The 17,594-nt window shown below is 66.2% G+C and carries 14 protein-coding genes; 8 read left to right on the top strand and 6 right to left on the bottom strand.

Going from position 1 to position 17,594, the window contains the following annotated elements; translation table 11 throughout:
• Nucleotides 1-31 precede the first annotated feature (31 nt).
• Nucleotides 32-547, bottom strand: coding sequence for a metallopeptidase family protein (locus AU175_RS04820; protein WP_066286293.1), 516 nt, complete (start codon nt 545-547; stop codon nt 32-34).
• A 116-nt stretch (nt 548-663) separates the two neighbouring features.
• Here AU175_RS04820 and AU175_RS04815 point away from each other — a divergent pair, with 116 nt between their 5' ends.
• The 4 genes from AU175_RS04815 to AU175_RS04800 all read left to right on the top strand — a co-directional run bounded on the left by AU175_RS04815 (nt 664) and on the right by AU175_RS04800 (nt 4,248).
• Entirely contained in the window at nt 664-1,053 is a 390-nt protein-coding gene (locus AU175_RS04815) for a DUF3499 domain-containing protein (protein ID WP_066286292.1), read from the top strand.
• A gap of 77 nt (nt 1,054-1,130) precedes the next feature.
• Entirely contained in the window at nt 1,131-1,385 is a 255-nt protein-coding gene (locus AU175_RS04810; protein ID WP_066286291.1) for a Trm112 family protein, read from the top strand.
• A 73-nt stretch (nt 1,386-1,458) separates the two neighbouring features.
• Complete coding sequence (gene ahcY, locus AU175_RS04805) at nt 1,459-2,946, top strand: adenosylhomocysteinase (RefSeq protein WP_066286289.1); 1,488 nt, start codon at nt 1,459-1,461, stop codon at nt 2,944-2,946.
• A 63-nt stretch (nt 2,947-3,009) separates the two neighbouring features.
• The gene (locus AU175_RS04800; protein ID WP_066286287.1) at nt 3,010-4,248 is read left to right on the top strand and encodes a L,D-transpeptidase; all 1,239 of its coding nucleotides are present in this window, start codon (nt 3,010-3,012) and stop codon (nt 4,246-4,248) included.
• Nucleotides 4,249-4,252: 4 nt separating this feature from the next.
• On the opposite strand, the gene AU175_RS04795 is transcribed toward AU175_RS04800, so the two are convergent.
• On the bottom strand, nt 4,253-5,053 hold the full coding sequence (locus AU175_RS04795) for an RDD family protein (RefSeq protein WP_066290553.1): 801 nt from the start codon (nt 5,051-5,053) through the stop codon (nt 4,253-4,255).
• Nucleotides 5,054-5,125: 72 nt separating this feature from the next.
• Between AU175_RS04795 and AU175_RS04790 the strand changes: the two genes are divergently transcribed.
• The gene (locus AU175_RS04790) at nt 5,126-6,118 is read left to right on the top strand and encodes a stage II sporulation protein M (RefSeq protein WP_197497033.1); all 993 of its coding nucleotides are present in this window, start codon (nt 5,126-5,128) and stop codon (nt 6,116-6,118) included.
• A 123-nt stretch (nt 6,119-6,241) separates the two neighbouring features.
• Nucleotides 6,242-7,303: a TIGR01906 family membrane protein gene (locus tag AU175_RS04785; RefSeq protein WP_066286283.1), complete on the top strand. Its 1,062-nt coding sequence runs from the start codon at nt 6,242-6,244 to the stop codon at nt 7,301-7,303.
• 30 nt (nt 7,304-7,333) lie between these two features.
• Here the strand turns inward: AU175_RS04785 and AU175_RS04780 are convergent, their stop codons facing one another.
• Entirely contained in the window at nt 7,334-9,163 is a 1,830-nt protein-coding gene (locus AU175_RS04780) for an AMP-dependent synthetase/ligase (protein WP_066286282.1), read from the bottom strand.
• Between the two features lie 68 nt (nt 9,164-9,231).
• Entirely contained in the window at nt 9,232-10,962 is a 1,731-nt protein-coding gene (locus tag AU175_RS04775) for a dolichyl-phosphate-mannose--protein mannosyltransferase (RefSeq protein WP_066286280.1), read from the bottom strand.
• A 46-nt stretch (nt 10,963-11,008) separates the two neighbouring features.
• On the opposite strand from AU175_RS04775, the gene rsmI reads away from it, so the two are divergent.
• Nucleotides 11,009-11,914, top strand: a complete 906-nt coding sequence (gene rsmI, locus AU175_RS04770) for a 16S rRNA (cytidine(1402)-2'-O)-methyltransferase (RefSeq protein WP_442855274.1) — start codon at nt 11,009-11,011, stop codon at nt 11,912-11,914.
• Between the two features lie 223 nt (nt 11,915-12,137).
• Nucleotides 12,138-13,637 carry an NAD-dependent succinate-semialdehyde dehydrogenase gene (locus AU175_RS04765; protein WP_066286278.1) on the top strand — a complete coding sequence of 500 codons (1,500 nt, stop codon included), beginning with the start codon at nt 12,138-12,140 and terminating at the stop codon, nt 13,635-13,637.
• A gap of 27 nt (nt 13,638-13,664) precedes the next feature.
• On the opposite strand, the gene AU175_RS04760 is transcribed toward AU175_RS04765, so the two are convergent.
• The gene (locus AU175_RS04760; protein WP_066286276.1) at nt 13,665-16,145 is read right to left on the bottom strand and encodes a transglutaminase family protein; all 2,481 of its coding nucleotides are present in this window, start codon (nt 16,143-16,145) and stop codon (nt 13,665-13,667) included.
• On the bottom strand, nt 16,142-17,587 hold the full coding sequence (locus AU175_RS04755) for a DUF58 domain-containing protein (protein ID WP_066286274.1): 1,446 nt from the start codon (nt 17,585-17,587) through the stop codon (nt 16,142-16,144). The genes AU175_RS04760 and AU175_RS04755 overlap by 4 nt, the downstream gene beginning before the upstream one ends.
• Nucleotides 17,588-17,594: the final 7 nt, after the last annotated feature.

Raw genomic sequence — 17,594 nt, 5'->3', positions numbered from 1 at the left:
TAGTGCCGGTTAACACGGCAGGCAGAGGGACTCAGTACCGGCGGCGGTAAACCGGATCCAGGGTCTCGGGTGCAACTCCAAGCATCTCGGCCGTGTGTTCCACAACAACATCGTGGACCAGGTCCTGGAGCTCTTCACGGCTGGCGCAGCCCTGTTCCACCACGCGGCGGTAAAGGGTGATGATGGGTCCCTCATCAGCGGTCGCAGGAGTATAGGAACCCATGGGGGCAGCACCTGCGTCCGCCACGAGTTGTTCCAGCTGAGGGGGTATTTCGTCGACGGCGAACCGGACACCGTCAAGGGTTTTGCCCCAGATGTCGTGCAGCCGCTGTGCGGAATCCAGAACCATGTCATCGAAGCGGTCCGACCGCGTACGGTAACCGGGATGGGTGGGCAGCATCAGCTCACCCCGCAGGCCGCGTCCATGCCTGTTCCGCCGGCGCATCGCGAAACTCCTGCCCGGGGAGCCCGAACCGGTGTCCCCACTGCGGACACCCGGGTCAGCCAACCGGACCGTAAAAGCCGAATCATGGTTCGATGACTGCATACATTGACTCTAAACCCGGCAGCTCAATTGCGCGACATAAAAGGGCGCGGACCGCGTGGCGCGGCGCGAGGGGCAATGCGGCAAACCGGCCGGGACACCGAGTAGTCTGGGATGTCGTGGGAGCTATCCGTCAATGTTCAAGGTCAGGCTGCCGCCAGTCGGCGGTAGCTACTCTGACGTACGTATATGCCGACTCCACTGCCGTCCTTGGCCCCCTGGCAACATACGCTGAACCGCATTGTTACGATTTGTGCGAGCAGCATGCCGGCTCACTGACAGTGCCCCGCGGCTGGGAAGTGCTCCGGCTGGCCATGCCGTCAACTCCCCACCAGCCCGGGCCGGACGACCTTCTGGCACTGGCAAATGCCGTCCGGGAAGCCGCAGCCCTCCCTCCGCAGGCCCCTGCCTCGCAGGCGCAGCGTTCCACCCACTCGGCGCTCGAAGCGCCGGCAGGGACGGATGGTGCCCGCCGTGGCCACCTCCGCGTGCTCCGTGAACCGTCCTGATGCTGATCTGGCGGTAGGCTGGAAGCTGCTAATCAGTCAGCCACCGGGGCAAACAGGCCCCTCAGGGAGCATCAACCATGCCAAAGATCAGTCCTGAACTGTTGTCAGTCCTGCGCTGCCCCGTCACCGGATCGAAGCTGGTCCAGGAAGGCGAAGAGCTCGTCTCGACGGCGGCTGGGGACTCGGGCGAAAAGCTCCGCTACGCGATCGAGGACGGCATTCCGCTGCTTCTGCCGCCGGAACTGCTGCCGGCCGCCAACGCCGCCAGTTCGGACCAGCACGATTCCCGCCCCGGTCCTGCCGGTCCGGCTGCCGCAACCGGTACCGCGTAAGCCTCCCATCACCCGCACCACCCCGCAGGCGCATTGACGCCTTCGCCCTCATCGGACAGAGCAAAGGATCCCCATGACTTTTGATTACAAGGTCGCCGACATCTCGCTGGCAGAGGCCGGCCGCCACCAGATCCGCCTCGCGGAGCACGAAATGCCCGGCCTCATGTCGCTCCGTGCTGAATTTGGACCCACGCAGCCGCTCAAGGGTGCCAGGATCGCCGGTTCCCTCCACATGACGGTGCAGACCGCCGTGCTGATCGAGACGCTCACCGCCCTGGGCGCGGAGGTCCGCTGGGCCTCCTGCAATATCTTCTCCACCCAGGACGAAGCCGCCGCCGCCGTCGTGGTGGGCAAGGGGACAGTTGAGGATCCGCAAGGGGTTCCCGTATTCGCCTGGAAGGGCGAAACGCTCGAAGAATATTGGTGGACTGCCCAGCAGATCCTGACCTGGCCCGGTGCCGACACCAATCCTGACCTTGGCCCGAACATGATCCTTGACGACGGCGGCGACGCCACCATGCTGGTCCACAAGGGTGTTGAGTTTGAGGCGCTCGGCGCCGTTCCGGCCGCAGCCGCGGACGAGTCCGAAGAAGGCATTGTCTTCCTGGATGTCCTCCGTGCATCCCTGCAGGAGGACCCGCGAAAGTGGACGCGCATCGGTTCCCGCCTCCGCGGCGTCACCGAGGAAACCACCACCGGCGTCCACCGCCTCTACCAGTTGGCTGAACAGGGCAAACTGCTGTTCCCGGCCATCAACGTCAACGACTCCGTCACCAAGAGCAAGTTTGACAACAAGTACGGGATCCGCCATTCGCTGCCGGACGGCATCAACCGCGCCACCGACGTCCTGATGGGCGGCAAGGTCGCCGTCGTCTGTGGCTACGGCGACGTCGGAAAGGGCGCCGCTGAGGCGTTCCGGGGCCAGGGTTCCCGGGTCATTGTTACCGAGATCGATCCCATTTGCGCGCTCCAGGCAGCCATGGACGGCTACCAGGTGGCCAAGCTGGAGTCGGTGCTGAGCGAAGGCCACATCTTCATCACCACCACAGGCAACAAGGATGTCATCCTGGCCGAGCACATGGCCGGCATGCGCGACAAGGCCATCGTGGGCAACATCGGCCACTTCGACAACGAGATCGACATGGCAGGACTGGCCCGGATCCCCGGAATCAAGAAGGTGGAGATCAAGCCCCAGGTGCACGAGTGGGTCTTCGAAGCCGACCCGGCCACGGGACAGGGCAGCCGCTCCATCATCGTCCTGTCCGAGGGGCGCCTGCTGAACCTCGGCAATGCCACCGGCCACCCTTCGTTCGTGATGAGCAACTCCTTCGCCAACCAGACGATCGCCCAGATCGAGCTGTGGACCAAGCGTGACCAGCCGGAAGGGGAACGCGAGTACGACAACCAGGTGTACGTCCTGCCGAAGATCCTGGACGAAAAGGTTGCCCGCCTGCACCTCGCGGCACTGGACGTCGAACTGACCGAACTTTCCAAGGAACAGGCCGACTACCTTGACCTCGACGTCGCCGGCCCCTACAAGCCGGAGCACTATCGTTACTGAGGTGTGACGCCCAGGGCGCTGGCCGTGCCCGGGGTTGTTACCTGCAACCCTTAAGATCGGTACATGGAGCCTGACGACAAACCGCGCCGCCCCGGAACCGCCAAGAAGATTCTCCTGGTGGCGATGGTGTGCGTCCTGGCGGCAGCCGGCGGGGCTTTCGCAGCTGTAGCGCCTGGCCTGGCGAACGCTTCCCTGGAATCTGAAGCGGGCTCCGCCGTCCGGTCCGCCCCCGGCGTGGCTTCGCCCGTGGTTGCTCCGGTGACGCTTGACGTAGCACCGGCCGACGGGGCCAAACAGGTCAATCCCGCATCACCGGTTTCCGTCAAGGTCGGCAATGGGCGGATTGAGAGCGTCACCCTCACCAGCACCGCCGGGGACCCCGTTCAGGGAAACTTCGCCGACGACGGGAGCAGCTGGACCGCGTCCGAACCCCTGAAGTTCAACACCGAGTACAGCTACACGTACGTGGTCACCGACGGCGCCGGCCGGGAGACCAGCACCACGCACTCGTTCAGCACTGTTTCAAGCACGCACGAAGCGGATGCCGCCATCTATCCCCTGGACGGTATGAAAGTCGGCGTGGGGCAGCCGCTGCAGGTGATTTTCAGCGAACCCGTGCTGAACCGGGCTGAGGTGGAAAAAGCCATCAAAATTACTTCCAGTGCCGGTCAGACCGGCGCCTTCCACTGGTTCAGCGACACGATGGTCCGGTACCGGCCGGAGGCCTTCTGGGCGGCGAACTCCACCGTGACCATGGACATGCAGCTCTTCGGCGTTGACCTCGGCAATGGCCAAATCGCCAACTTCAACAAAAAAGTCAACGTCAATTTCGGAGACAAGAGGGTGGCCATAGCTGATGCTGCTGCCCACACCTTTACCCTGAGCGTCAACGACCAGGTGGTCAAAACGCTCCCGGTGAGCATGGGCGATGAGCGGTTCCCCTCCGCCCGCGGTTATGCCGTGCTGATGGAGAAGAACCGGTACGACCACTTCAGGGCCGCGAGCATCGGCCTCAAGCCCGGCGATCCCGCGTACTACGGCAATGTGGATGTGGAGTATGCGATCCGCCTGACTTTGAGCGGCGCCTACATCCACCAGGCACTGGAGTCCGCCTTCCCGTACATCGGGAACAAAAATGTCTCGCACGGTTGCATCGGCTTCGCCCCCGACGGCGCCGCCTGGGTCTTCAACAACATGACCACCGGAGACGTCGTGCAGATCATCAACACCGAGGGGGACTACGCCGCGCACGAGGACGGCTACGGTGACTGGAACATCCCGTGGGCCGAGTACGACAACTGACCGGTCAGGACCCGAACGGGAGCCGTTCCAGCCGCTCGCCCACTACGGAATTACGACGACGGGCCTCCCGAAGCCGGGACAGGTCGCGGTTGCGGCGCTCAGCAACCACTGCGGCCAGGTAGTCGTCGGGGCCGGTTCCCGGGGGCGGGGGAGGCGCGACGTGCCTGGCGAGTTCCGTGGCAATCGAGGCAGCCATGCCGGCACGGGACAGCGGTGACATCATGCCCGCTTGGCGGATGAACTGCGACGCCTGGCGTGCCGTGGCGTCCGGGATGCGGCCAATGTCGGCTGCTGCCGCCCAGGCACTCAGGCGCGGTGGCATAAACACCGGTGCGGCGCCCTCGACCGGCACCCGGCTCCGCAGGGCGTACGTTCCCGCCATGATGTCCCCGAGCCGCTTGGACCTGTCGTTGAAGAGGGCCACGGCAATGGCCAGGCCGCCCAGCGTGAGGTAGATCTCCAGGAAACCGGTCAGCCCGCGGATGACGGCGTGCCGGAAACGGATGGCGCCGCCGTCGTCACGCACCACCCGCAGTCCTGCCGCCAGCTTTCCCAGCGAGAGTCCGCGGCTCAGGGTTTCCACCGCCACCGGGACAATGACAAAGCAGAACACCACGCTTGAGAGCATGAGGGCGCGTGCCGCGGCCTCATCGAGTTCCGCGCTGGCCGCGGCCACGCCGAAGAGCATCAGCACCAGCAGGACCACGTTCACCATCACATCCAGCAGCAGCCCCAGGGCACGTGCGGCGAAGGACGCGGGGCGCAGTTCAAGGACAACGGCCTCGCCCGTGACGATTGAGCTCAAAGCAGTGTTCCGTTCCACGCGAATTATCCTGCGGACCCTCACAGTCTAATGGCGTGCGGTTAGGCTGGAGCCGTGGATATGGATGCCTTCTCCGCCGTCAACGGGGACACGTGGTCGAGGCTGCACAAACTTGCGTTCAAACGGCGCCTCAGCGGGGCTGAAGCCGACGAATTGCTGCGCCTGTACCAGCTGACCTCCGCGCACCTCTCGCTCATCCGGTCAATCGCCCCCGAAAGCGGGCTCTCGGCGTCGCTCTCGGCAACCCTGGCCCAGTCGCGGACACGATTCACCGGGGCTCGTTCGAACTTTGCAGCCGACCTGGCCCGCTTCTTTGTGGTCGCGCTGCCTGCCGCGCTGTACCGGCTGCGGTGGCTCACGGTGGCCTGCGGGGCAGCATTCATCCTGATAGGCGCAGCCTATGCGCTCTGGATAGGGACTTCCCCGGAGGCACTGCGTGCCGTCGCCTCGGAGGAGGACGTCAGGCAATACGTCGAAGAGGACTTCATTGACTATTATTCGGAAAACCCGGCGGCGTCGTTCGCCGGTGCCGTGTGGACCAACAACGCCTGGATCAGTGCCCAGGCTGTAGCCCTGGGGATTACCGGGTTCTGGGTACCCATGATCCTGTTCAGCAACGCCCAGGGTGTGGGCATCGCTGCGGGCATTTTTGCGGCGTCCGGCAAAACCGACGTTTTCTACAGCTACATCCTCCCGCACGGACTCATGGAGCTGACAGCCGTGTTTATCGCCTGCGCGGCCGGGCTGCGGATCTTTTGGGCCATGGTGTCGCCTGGCCGCCGCACGCGCGGCCGTGCCGTCGCCGAGGAAGGCCGGTCCCTGATCACCGTGGCGCTGGGACTGGTGCTGGTGCTCTTCGTCTCGGGCCTGGTGGAAGGATTCGTCACGCCCAGTCCGTTGCCCGTGTGGATCAAGATCGGCATTGGGTCCGCGGTGTTGGCCCTGTACTGGCTGTATGTGCTGGTATGGGGCCGGCGTGCCTATCTGGCCGGTGCCCGAGGCGACCTGGGCACCGAAGATGCCGGATACAGCGAAATTGCTGCCTGAATCCGGGCCCGCCCGGGGTGGCTCCTCGCCCTGCCGGAGGACCGGACTGTAGGCTCGTGAAGAGATACTTGTGCCGCCCGGACCAGAGCCGGCAGCACGGACCCCAACGGAAGTGACGCTGCTGTGAATGACAATTCTCCGACCCCTGCCAAACGCAAGGAGCCGCAGCCGGATCCCCTCCTGGACACATCGACGGATTCGGAGGAGCCGGCCTTTTCCTGGATGAGTGGTTCCGCTTCAAGTGGGACAGACAGCAAGAGGCCGACAAAAACTGCAGACAGCGCCGGGTCCGAAACTGCTCCGCAGCCCGAAAGCCGGGCCGACCGCAAGGCTGCCGAAGCCGCCGTCGAACCGACCGGTGAGCAAAGTCCGCCGACGTTCAGCGAGCCGCTGCCCACCTCCGCGCTCCAGGTCCGTCCGCCGAAGGAGGAAGTGGAGCGGCGCAACGCCGAGCGTGAGAGTGCAGCGAAGGCCAAGCCGCTGGCACCGCGGGTGATGCAGGTTCTCCTCGCGATTTTTTACCCCGTCATCCTGCTGGTTCTGGCGGTCCGGGCAGTCACCAGCCCCCTGTTCCTCTGGATTGAGTACAACCGCCCCGGATTTCCAGGCGACGGCTACGGGTTCAGCACAGACGACAGGATGACCTACGGCTCCTACGCCGTTGACTACCTCAGCAACTGGTCCGGGCCCCGCTACCTGGGTGAACTGGTAAACCGCAGCGGGGACAAGCTCTTCAAGGACGGCGAGGTCAGCCACATGGCGGACGTAAAGCTCGTGATCCTCTCCGCCTTCGGCGCCGGCGCCCTCCTGATCCTGGTCAGCATCATCGCCATCGCCTACCTCCGCCGCCGAAGCACCGGCGGCGTGCGCCGGGGCCTCTTCGCGGGATCCATCCTGGCCCTGGCGATCATCCTCGGCCTCGGTGCCCTGGCCGTACTGGGCTGGCAGCAGTTCTTCACAGAGTTCCACCGGATCTTCTTCGCCAGCGGGTCATGGACCTTTGCGCTGGAGGACACCCTGATCAGGCTGTTCCCCGGTCAGTTCTGGATCGACGCCGGAATCGTGATCGCCGCGCTGGTGTTCCTCGTGGCGCTGGTGACCCTGATCCTGACGTGGCCCACTCGCCGCCGTCGCGGCCTGGCCGGAGCCGAGCCGGCGGCCCCGGCCCAGGCGGAGGCACCGTAGGGCTGGCGGACGTAGCCGCCCACGGGTTGTTCAGCTGTACAGCTTGGTGATCTCCGCGTCGAGGTCACGGACGACGGCGGCGCGCTTCAGTTTGAGCGACGGCGTCAGCTGCCCGGAAGCAAGGGTGAACTGGGCGTCCACCACGGTGAAGCGGCGGATGGATTCCGCTTTGGAGACCAGTGCGTTGGCCTGGTCCACCGCTTCCTGGATGGCCGCCCGCACGCGCGGATCGGCGGCGGCATCACGCAGGGACAGCGCCGGCAGTTTGTGCAGGGCACACCAGTTCTCCAGGCCTTCAGGATCCAGGCTGACCAGCGCGGCGACGAACGGCTTTCCGTCTCCCACCACCACGGCATGGCCCACCAGCTGGTGTGCGCGGATCTTTTCCTCGAGGGGCCCGGGAACAACGTTCTTCCCGCCGGCAGTGACCAGCACGTCCTTCTTACGGCCCGTGATGGTCAGGAAGCCCTGGGGATCCAGCTTGCCCATGTCCCCGGTGCGGAAGAAACCGTCAACAAATGCCTCGGCGTTGGCGGCCTCATTGGCGTGGTAGCCCTTAAATACGCCGATGCCCTTCACCAGGATCTCGCCGTCCTCAGCGACGCGGATGGTGGTGCCGGGGATGGGTATGCCAACGCTGCCCACTCTGGTCATAGTGGGGGTGTTGGCTGTGCAGGGCGCGGTGGTCTCGGTCAGGCCGTACCCTTCCAGGACGGGAACTCCTGCACCACGGAAGAAGTGGGCTTCTTCGATGGCCAGGGGGCTGGCCCCCGAGACGGTGTACCGGATCTGCCCGCCCAGTGCCTGGCGGAGCTTGGGATACAGCAGCCGGTCGAAGACGGCATGACGGGCACGGGAGAGGAAACCGGGCCCGTTGCCCTCGCCCCGGGCGGCTGCGTCCTGCTCTTTCGAAAAACCGATCGCAGCGGCTGACCCGGCATCGAAGATGCGTGACTTGCCGGCCAGGGCGGCTTTGTGGGCGGCGCCGGCACGGACTTTCTCAAAAATGCGCGGCACCACCAGCAGGAATGTCGGCCTGAAAGTCGCCAGGTCCTCCAGTAACTGTGCTGCGCTGCCGGTATGCCCCAGTGTCGCGCCGGCACTCAGGCAGACAACCTGGACGGCGCGCGCCAGCACATGCGCCAGCGGCAGGAACATCAGGGTCCGGGCGTTCTCCTGCATCAGAAGCTCCGGAAGGAACGCCACGATGTTTTTTGCCACCAGCGCGAAGTTTCCATGGGTGATTTCGCAGCCCTTGGGGTTGCCGGTGGTGCCGGACGTGTAGACCAGGGACGCCACGTCTTCCAACACCGCCGCGGAACGGTGCCGTTCAAGCTCGGTGTCCGTAACCCCCGTCCCGGCAGCGGCGAGGCTGGCGAGGTCCGGGGCCACGCCGTCGTGATCCATTCTCACCACGTTCACCAGGCGGTCCTTGAGGAGTTCGGACGCAGCCAGGACCTTGACTACCAGATCCACTTTTCCGCGGTCCTCCGCGAAGACCCTGAGCGCGCCGGAGTCATGCAGTATCCACTCAATCTGGCTTGCGGACGACGTTTCGTAGATGGGCACCGTAACGCCACCGGCGAACCAGATGGCAAAGTCCACCAGTGTCCACTCGTAGCGGGTGGCGGACATGACTGCCACGGTGTCGCCAGGCTCCAGCCCTCCCGCGATCAGCCCTTTCGCCAGCGCACTGACATCCTGGAGGAACTTCTGGGCCGTGACGTCCGTCCAGCCATTTGGCCCCTTGCGTGCGTACAGCGCGTGGGCAGGGTTAGCCGCATATTGTTCCAGCAGGAGGTCCGTCACGTTGCTGGCAGGATCGAGCTCCACGAGCAGTTCTGTGCTTGCTTCTCTCACAGGCGGTCTCCGTTCGGCTGCCACAGCGCGGCGAGGCAGAAATTGTCAGGGTCTCCTGCAATCCTGCCCTAGATCCAGGAAGGCATCCACATCCTGTAGCGCCACTCCTGGTAGGGAATGACTTCGGCAGCCCACACGGGGTAGAAGAATGCGGACAGCAGCAGCGTCCCGGCCACAAAGAGTGCTACCAGGTAGAGCCCGGAGCGCCGGCGCCACGGTGGATCAGTAGTCCGGCCAAGGACGAGGCCCAGGCAATACACCAGGGCCAGCACCAGGAACGGCTCAAAGGAAATGGCGTAGAAGTAGAACATGGTGCGCTCCGGATACAGGAACCATGGGAGGTAGCCCGCACCCACCGCGGCAAGCACGGCGCCCGCGCGCCAGTCGCGGCGTCCTGCCCACCAGAAAAGAAGCACTGCCAGCGAGATGGTGGCTCCCCACCACACGAGGGGATTCCCCACCGAGAGGATGGCTGAGGCGCAGCTGGACACCTCACACCCCTGCGTCCCCTGTTGGGGCGACTCGTAGAAGAAGGATGTGGGCCGGCCCATCACCAGCCAGCTCCAGGCGCTCGCCTCGTAGGGGTGCTCGGAGGCCAGCCCCTGATGGAATTTGTAAGCCTCCAGATGGTAGTGCGCCAGGGACCGGACAGAATCAGGGAGCCAGCCCCAGTCGGGCGAAGGATTGGACTCAGCCCAGCGCCGGAAGTAGGCGTCGTCGGAGCGGAACCAGCCAGTCCAGGTGGCGGCGTAGACGACTGCCGCGACGGGCACCATGCTGGCGAACGCCGGCAGCCCGTCCTTGATGATGCCCCCGCTGAACCAGCCGCGGATTCCCGCGGCGCGGCGGGCCGAGAGATCCCACAGGACGGACAACAGGCCGAAGGCGGCCAGGAAGAACAGCCCCGACCACTTCGTACCCACGGCCAGGCCCAGGCACACGCCGGCGACGATCCGCCACCACCGGATGCCCAGCCACGGACCGGCCAGCAGCTGGCCGGCGGAGGGCCTGCCATCCTTCCCGGCTGCTGCTTGCCCGGCGAGCCGGGCCGCCAGCCTGAGGCGCCCGTCGTCACGGTCCATCAGGAGGGCCCCGAAGGCCGCCAGGATCCAGAACATCAGGAAGATATCCAGCAGCGATGTCCGGGACATCACCAGGTGGTGGCCGTCCACCGCCAGCAGGATCCCCGCCGCTGCCGACAGGGGCAGGGAACGGAACAGCTTCTGCGCGATGAGCGCGAGCAGCAGGATGGACACGGTACCGGTCAGGGCAGCGGCGAAGCGCCAGCCAAAGGGGTTGTCGGCGCCAAAAAGCCACATTCCGCCGGCAATCATCCACTTGCCCACCGGAGGGTGGACCACATACTCGGGCGTGTCCAGGAGGACGGAAGGGTTCCCTGCGTTGAAGGAATCGTTTGCCTTGTCCGGCCAGCTCCGCTCATAGCCGCTGACCAGGAACGAATAGCCGTCCTTGACGTAATAGGTCTCGTCAAAAACCAGGCTGTGCGGATTGTCCAGGCGGGTGAAGCGGAGGAACCCACCAATGACCGCCGTCAGCAGCGGAACCAGCCAGAACCACAGCCGGAGCGACGGCGGGTAGTCCCGCCAGCTGCGGACGCTGCCGATCAGCCGCTTCCGGAGTTCTTCGGCGGAGTAAGCCGCGGCCGGCCGGACGATCCAGGGCCTGCCGGCGCCGGCCTGCGCCTGTGCGGTGCGTTCCGGGGAGCCGGCGGGCTGACCTGTTGGCCGGGACTGGCCTGCCCCGGCGGGCCGCGTGGGGGTCTGGGTCACGTGCCCCATGCTACCTTTTGCAGCTGGTCCGGCCTGCCAGCAGTAGGCTGGTGGCGTGGACCCTAAACCCGAAACCCTCCCCGACTCCAGCCTGCCTGACGCCGCCGGGCCCAACGCCGGAGCTGCCGGACCGGGCAGGATTGTGCTGGCCGCCACGCCGATCGGCAACTCCGGCGATGCTTCAGCACGGCTTGTCGAACTGCTGGCCACCGCTGACATCGTCGCCGCCGAAGACACCCGGCGCCTCCACCGCCTGGTCCAGAACCTCGGCGTTACAGTGTCAGGCCGCGTGATCAGCTACCACGAGCACAATGAGGCAGCGAAGACTGCCGAACTCCTTGAGGCGGTCCGGGCCGGGAAAACCATGGTCATGGTCACCGACGCGGGGATGCCTTCGGTTTCAGACCCGGGCTTCCGGCTCGTCGAGGGAGCTGTTGCCGCCGGGCTCACTGTCACAGCCGCCCCCGGCCCGTCCGCAGTGCTGACAGCACTTGCTCTCTCCGGCCTGCCCACGGACAGGTTCTGCTTTGAAGGCTTCCTTCCCCGGAAAGCGGGGGAACGGGCGTCGAGGCTGGCCGATCTTGCTGCCGAGCGTCGGACGATGGTGTTTTTCGAAGCTCCGCACCGGCTGGAAGCCATGCTCAGGGCATTGCGCGAGCGGTTCGGCGCCGAACGCAGGATTGCGGTGTGCCGGGAACTGACCAAGACCTATGAAGAGGTCATCCGCGGGACCGTGGGCGAGCTGCTGCTGTGGGCTGAAGGGAACGAGGTCCGGGGTGAGATAGCGGTAGTGCTCGGGGGAGCGCCGGAACAGGCCCCTGGGACACCGGAGGATCACGTGGCCGCAGTCAACGCGCTGGTTTCGCAGGGAATCCGGCTCAAGGAAGCCGTGGCCGCGGTGGCTGAAGATGTCCGCGTCAGCAAGCGGGAGCTGTATTCAGCGGTCCTGGCGGCGCGCTGAACCCGGCACGTGGGTTGCCGTCCTGAACGCGGATGCAAACCCAGCGTCGGCCAGCCACCGGACTGCTGTGCACCTGCACAGCCCACGACTGATTCTGTAGTGCGTCCAGGCGTAGACCCCCCGGCTGCGGCAGCAGTAGTCTGACAGTTAATCAGCCCCAAAGGCAGGTCGTTCCGGCCGCCGGTGCGCGGCTGGAAACAACCCTACTGACGAGGGAGTCACCGTGACTGTCACTGCACAGCCAGCTGTTACCGCAGAGCGCGAGAGCGAACTGCTGGCCTCTGTTCCCACCGGCCTGCTTATCAATGGTGAGTGGCGGCCGGCCGCATCCGGGAAGACGTTCGACGTCGAGGACCCCGCCACGGGCAAGGTGCTGCTGAGCATTGCCGACGCCGGGGCCGAGGACGGCAAAGCGGCGCTGGACGCTGCCGCTGCGGCGCAGGAGTCCTGGGCGAAGGTCCCGCCGCGTGAACGTGGTGAGATCCTGCGCCGTGCCTTTGAGCTGGTCACCGGGCGGGCAGAGGACTTCGCCCTGCTCATGACCATGGAAATGGGCAAGCCGCTGGCGGAAGCCCGCGGTGAAGTCACCTACGGGGCGGAGTTCCTGCGCTGGTTCTCCGAGGAAGCCGTCCGCGCGTTCGGCCGGTACTCGGTTTCCCCGGACGGCAAGTCCCGGCTCCTGGTAACGAAGAAGCCGGTGGGTCCGTGCCTGCTGATCACGCCGTGGAACTTCCCGCTGGCGATGGCCACCCGCAAGATCGCACCCGCCGTCGCCGCTGGCTGCACCATGGTGCTCAAGTCCGCCAACCTCACGCCCCTGACCTCGCAGCTCTTTGCCGCCGTCATGCAGGAAGCGGGCCTGCCCGCCGGTGTCCTGAATGTCATCCCGACCTCCACGGCCGGCGCCACCACCGGTCCGCTGATCAAGGACTCCCGCCTCCGCAAGCTGTCGTTCACCGGCTCCACCGAAGTGGGGCGCCGCCTGCTCTCCGACGCGTCTGAGACCGTCCTGCGTACCTCCATGGAGCTGGGCGGCAACGCCCCCTTCGTGGTCTTCGAGGACGCGGACCTCGATGCCGCTGTCGCCGGTGCCATGCTGGCCAAGCTGCGCAACATGGGTGAGGCCTGCACTGCAGCCAACCGCTTCATCGTGCACGAGTCTGTCGCGGACGAGTTCGCGGAGAAGTTCGCCGCGAGGATGAAGGACATGACCACGGCCCGCGGCACCGAGCCGGACTCCAAGGTGGGCCCGCTGATCGACGCCAAGAGCCGGGACAAGGTCCACGAACTGGTCTCCGACGCTGTGTCCTCCGGCGCCAGGGCCGTCCTGGGTGGCGCCCCCGCGGAAGGCCCGGGCTACTTCTACCAGCCCACCATCCTCACCGGCGTCACAGAAGGAACCCGGATCCTGTCCGAGGAAATCTTCGGCCCCGTGGCACCGATCATCACGTTCGGCACCGAAGAGGAAGCCGTCCGACTTGCCAACAGCACCGAGTACGGGCTCGTCGCCTATGTCTTCACCCGCGACCTGAACCGAGGCATCCGGATGGGGGAACGGCTCGAGACCGGCATGCTTGGCCTGAACGCCGGCGTCATCTCCAACGCCGCCGCACCTTTCGGCGGCGTCAAGCAGTCCGGCCTGGGCCGTGAAGGCGGCCTGGAAGGCATCGAGGAATACCTCTACACGCAGTACATCGGCATCGCCGACCCCTACGCCGGCTGACCGGAGTCACGCGAAAAAGCGAGCTAACTACCCTTCGCTTGGACGCCGCAGGCCGTCGCGCGCCCGTGACCACGAGCGTGCAGCGGCCTGTACCGTCCGCCGCACCTGCCGGCCGATGAACCGGAATGGCGCCGTCAGTATCCGTCCCCAGAGGGCCAGGACCGACGGCGGAAGCCAGTCTGCGCGCAGACGGCGCCCGCGCGTGACATTGGCCCTCAGCGCGGCCTGGAGTGCGGCAATCCGGGCGGCGGCGGGCTTCTGCCTGCCCGGGGATTCGCCGGCCGGTGGGCCGTACGTGTGGCGTTCGAAGTCGGCGGTGAGGGAGATGACGGCCTGGTGTGCGGCGTCGTCCATTCCACCGGGTTCACCCAGCAGACGCGAGCCGCGGAGCCGGGCCGAGTATGTCCTGGGCGTCTCGCTCGGTCCTGGCGGCAGGCCATAGTCCGTGCCGAGGTCGCGGAGCTCTGACCACGCCATATGGACGGCCGCCGGCGACGGAGGATCAGTGATACGCAACCTGCCGGCGCGGACACCAATCCGTACCAGCCGCGGGGAAGATACCAGCAGGAGCAGCCCGGCCGCCCCGGCCAGTCCCAGCAGCCACGGCAGCATCTGTGACCCTGCGTCGCTGCCCGGTCCGCCACCCGGAAGAGGCAGCGGCGTGGCGCTGGGCAACGGCGTGGCTGACGGATCGGTCCCCGGAATAAGATCGTCGTTGTTGTCCAGGGTTCCGGGCGCGCCGAATGTCGAGCTTTCCGTGGCATACTCGGGGACCACACCGCGGGACGGGGTGGGCTCAAACGGCACCCAGCCCAGCCCCTGGAAGTAAAGTTCCGGCCAGGCATGGGCATCGCGGGCGTCCACTTCGTACTCGGAGAAGACTCCCTGCCCGGCCACGGTCACCGTGGCTCCTGTCAGCCGCCCAGGGGCGTAGCCAACGGCGATCCTGCTCGGAATGCCCTCAAGCCTGGCCATGACGGCCATGGCGGAGGCGTAGTGGATGCAGTAGCCGCTCTTTTGGGCGAGGAAATCGGCGAGCACGGACAGGCCGTTGCCGTCATAGCCGCCCTGGACCGGGGACTGCAGGGAATACGTGAAGTCGGCTGACCGCAGGTATCTCTGGATGGCCATGGCCTTGGCGTAGGCGCTGCCGCCGGATCCGGTGACAGAGTCGGCTGTGGTCCTGACGATGTCGGGCACGTTACCCGGAACCCGGGTGAAATCCTCCGAAATGCCCCGCACTGCTGCTGACGAGCGGTCCAGTAGGCTGGCAGTGAGGCGGGGCACGGAGGAGACTACGGTGTACTCTTGGCTCCGCGAGTTGGTATCCACGCCCTTGATGCTCAGGGTGGCGGGGTCCCACGACCAGCGCCCGTCCAGGCCCCGGATCGACTCGGGGGCGTACGGCACCGGCAGGTACGGGCTCGTGAACGCGCCCGTGTCCACCGCCGTCACCTGAGTGAGCTGCTCATCGGCGAGGATCTCGTAGCCGGTCTCGATCTGGCCGGCCACGGGCTGGCGTGATGCGTCGCGGTCGTCCGGCCCCCAGGAGTCGCCGTCGAAATTGTCAACCGTGACCGAGCGCAGGTACAACGGCGTGACCGCGTTGGTGGCGTAGGTGATCCGTCCGGTTCCTGCGGGGGTCCTAAGGCTGTTTCCGAGCGTGATCATGGGATTCAGGCCCGTGGAAGTGCCCCAGGGGTTCACTCGGGATCCTTGCGGAAAAGTTCCCCGGTCGAAGCCCGGGATGGCCATCGGAATGATCAGGGTGGCCACCAGGGCAACGGATCCCGTGAGCGCGGCTCTCTTCAGCTGGCCAGGGTTGCGCGCGGTATCGGCCGGTGTGTGCGCGTCCGGCGCGAACCACTGGCTGCACGCCAGGATCAGCAGGTACCCGGCCACTGCGGCACTGAAGCCCCAGACGCCCACGCTTTGCGGCTTCACCATGGCCGGCACGATGAGGATGGCGAACAGGCCCAGGCCTGTGGTGGCCGGCATGCCAAGGGGCAACGCCAAAGCATCGATGAGGATGACCGTCAGGCCCAGGACAGCACAGGTAACCATGACGATTCCGGCGTTGGGGGCAACCGGGGCGCTTTCGGCGAGCACTGTCTCGCTGGCGCGGCGGATGAACCTGCCCAGGTCCTTCATGGTGTCGCCCGACGGAATGATCCCGGCAATGCCTGTGCCGCGGAAGAATGTCAGCGTCAGGATTGCTATGAGTGAGGCGAAGCCGCCGGCGGTGACCAAGAGGGGCTGCGCCCGGACGGCCCGGAGCGCCGCCATGGTCAGGCACACCACAAAAACGGTGGTCAGGACGGGCAGGTACCACGCCCATCCCCGCAGGACACCGTTCAACGACAGGGCAGCGCCACACACGGAGATCCCCAGGGCGCCCGCCATCACCCACGGGTAGGCGCCCACACGCGCTTTGCCGGGTGCCTTGCCGGAGGGCAGGGGAAGGGGCTGCGCGGAGGGGGAGGTGCGTTTCTCGGGGGCGAGTGTCATCGTGCCACTCCCGCGCCGCGCCGAACGTCAGCTGCCGCCGCATCCAGCGCTGTTCCGCCCTGGTCAAAATGGCTCCAGGCCGCGGGCACCGGAACCGCCGGCGACACCGCAACCGCGCGCCATCCTCCGCGCCGGAGCTCTTCAAGCTGGTCGTGGAACTCCGACGGCTTCTCCGCCACGATAATGGCGAAGGCATTCGCTCCGTAACCCGCGGCCGGGGCCAGGGCATTGGCTTCCGCCAAGGACAACCTGCCCAGGATCGCAATGATCGGCCCCCGCATCCGGTGTGCCGAGAGCTTGTCCATGAGCCCGTCATCAAAGGGTGCCGGACCGGAATCCTGCGCAAAGCCGTGGTCGCGTCCGGTACCAACGTCCCTGCGGGCAGGGACCGGGCTGTGATGGCCGTGATGCGGCCCGGAGAGCTGGATGGCCGCCAGGCTTTCGGCGATGGACTGCAGCCCGCCAGTACCCACGTACTCGTCGGTTTCCGGTTCGGGCGCGGAGGGGGAACGAAGGAAGGCCGGTTCGCCCCGGGCATCGAGCAGCCGCAGCGCATAATTCCGCTCGGCAAGGTGGGTGCTGATGGAGATGGCTGCCACCACCGCCCACTCGAAGGTGCTGCTGGTGAGCATCTCGTGCCCGTCCATGGCTGCCGCCCCGCCAAAGCCCGTTCCGGGGCCGCCGGCGAAGGCTACATAGCGCTGATCAAGGATGACGGTGGCCTCCGGCGTGGTGACCGACTCCTCCTGCCTCACCATCAGGGCTCCGTGCCGGGCAGTCGCCGGCCAATGGACGCGGCGCATTGGGTCGCCGTGCCGGTATTCGCGGGTCATCACATCGTCGTCGCTGGGGTTGGCCCGGATCCGGGTGGCAGTGACGCCGTCGCTGCCACGCGCCCCCGCGAGTCCGGTGACCGGGAGTTCGACGGCGGCAGGCGTCACGGTGAGCGTGTCGCCGTCGTCGATTGCCTGCCGGTGCAGGGACAACCCAAACGGGTCCGTGAACTCTGCGGTCACCGGTCCGATGACAAACTGCCCGCGCTGGCTGGAACGCAGATGGTATTCATACCGGCTGGTGCCCCCGGTTGCAGACCGCGCAGGAAAGTGGAACGCAGGCGACTCCCCGAACCGCGGCGGCAGCCTTTCCTCCATGATGGCACGGCCGGTGCCCTGTCCGGTCCGCGCTACGGCAAGCCGGACGGTTGTGGTGGAAGAGGTCTCCACCGGCGAAGGATTGAACTCACGGTAGACCTGGAATTTTGGCTTCACCAGCCGGATTCCCGCCAGCGAGATAAGGGGAAGCACGATCAGCAGCACGCTGAGGCTCAGGAGATCCCGGCGGCCCATGATCTGGGCAGCCAACAGCGCCACAGCACCGGCCGCGAGGAGGCCCCAGCCGCGCTGGCTGAAAAGGTGGCGGGGCAGTCGGTCCAGCAGTGCCATGGGCTCT

It is taken from the genome of Arthrobacter sp. B6, from assembly GCF_001663775.1.
Lineage (GTDB): Bacteria > Actinomycetota > Actinomycetes > Actinomycetales > Micrococcaceae > Arthrobacter.
This window is presented reverse-complemented; position numbering and strand designations above follow the sequence as displayed.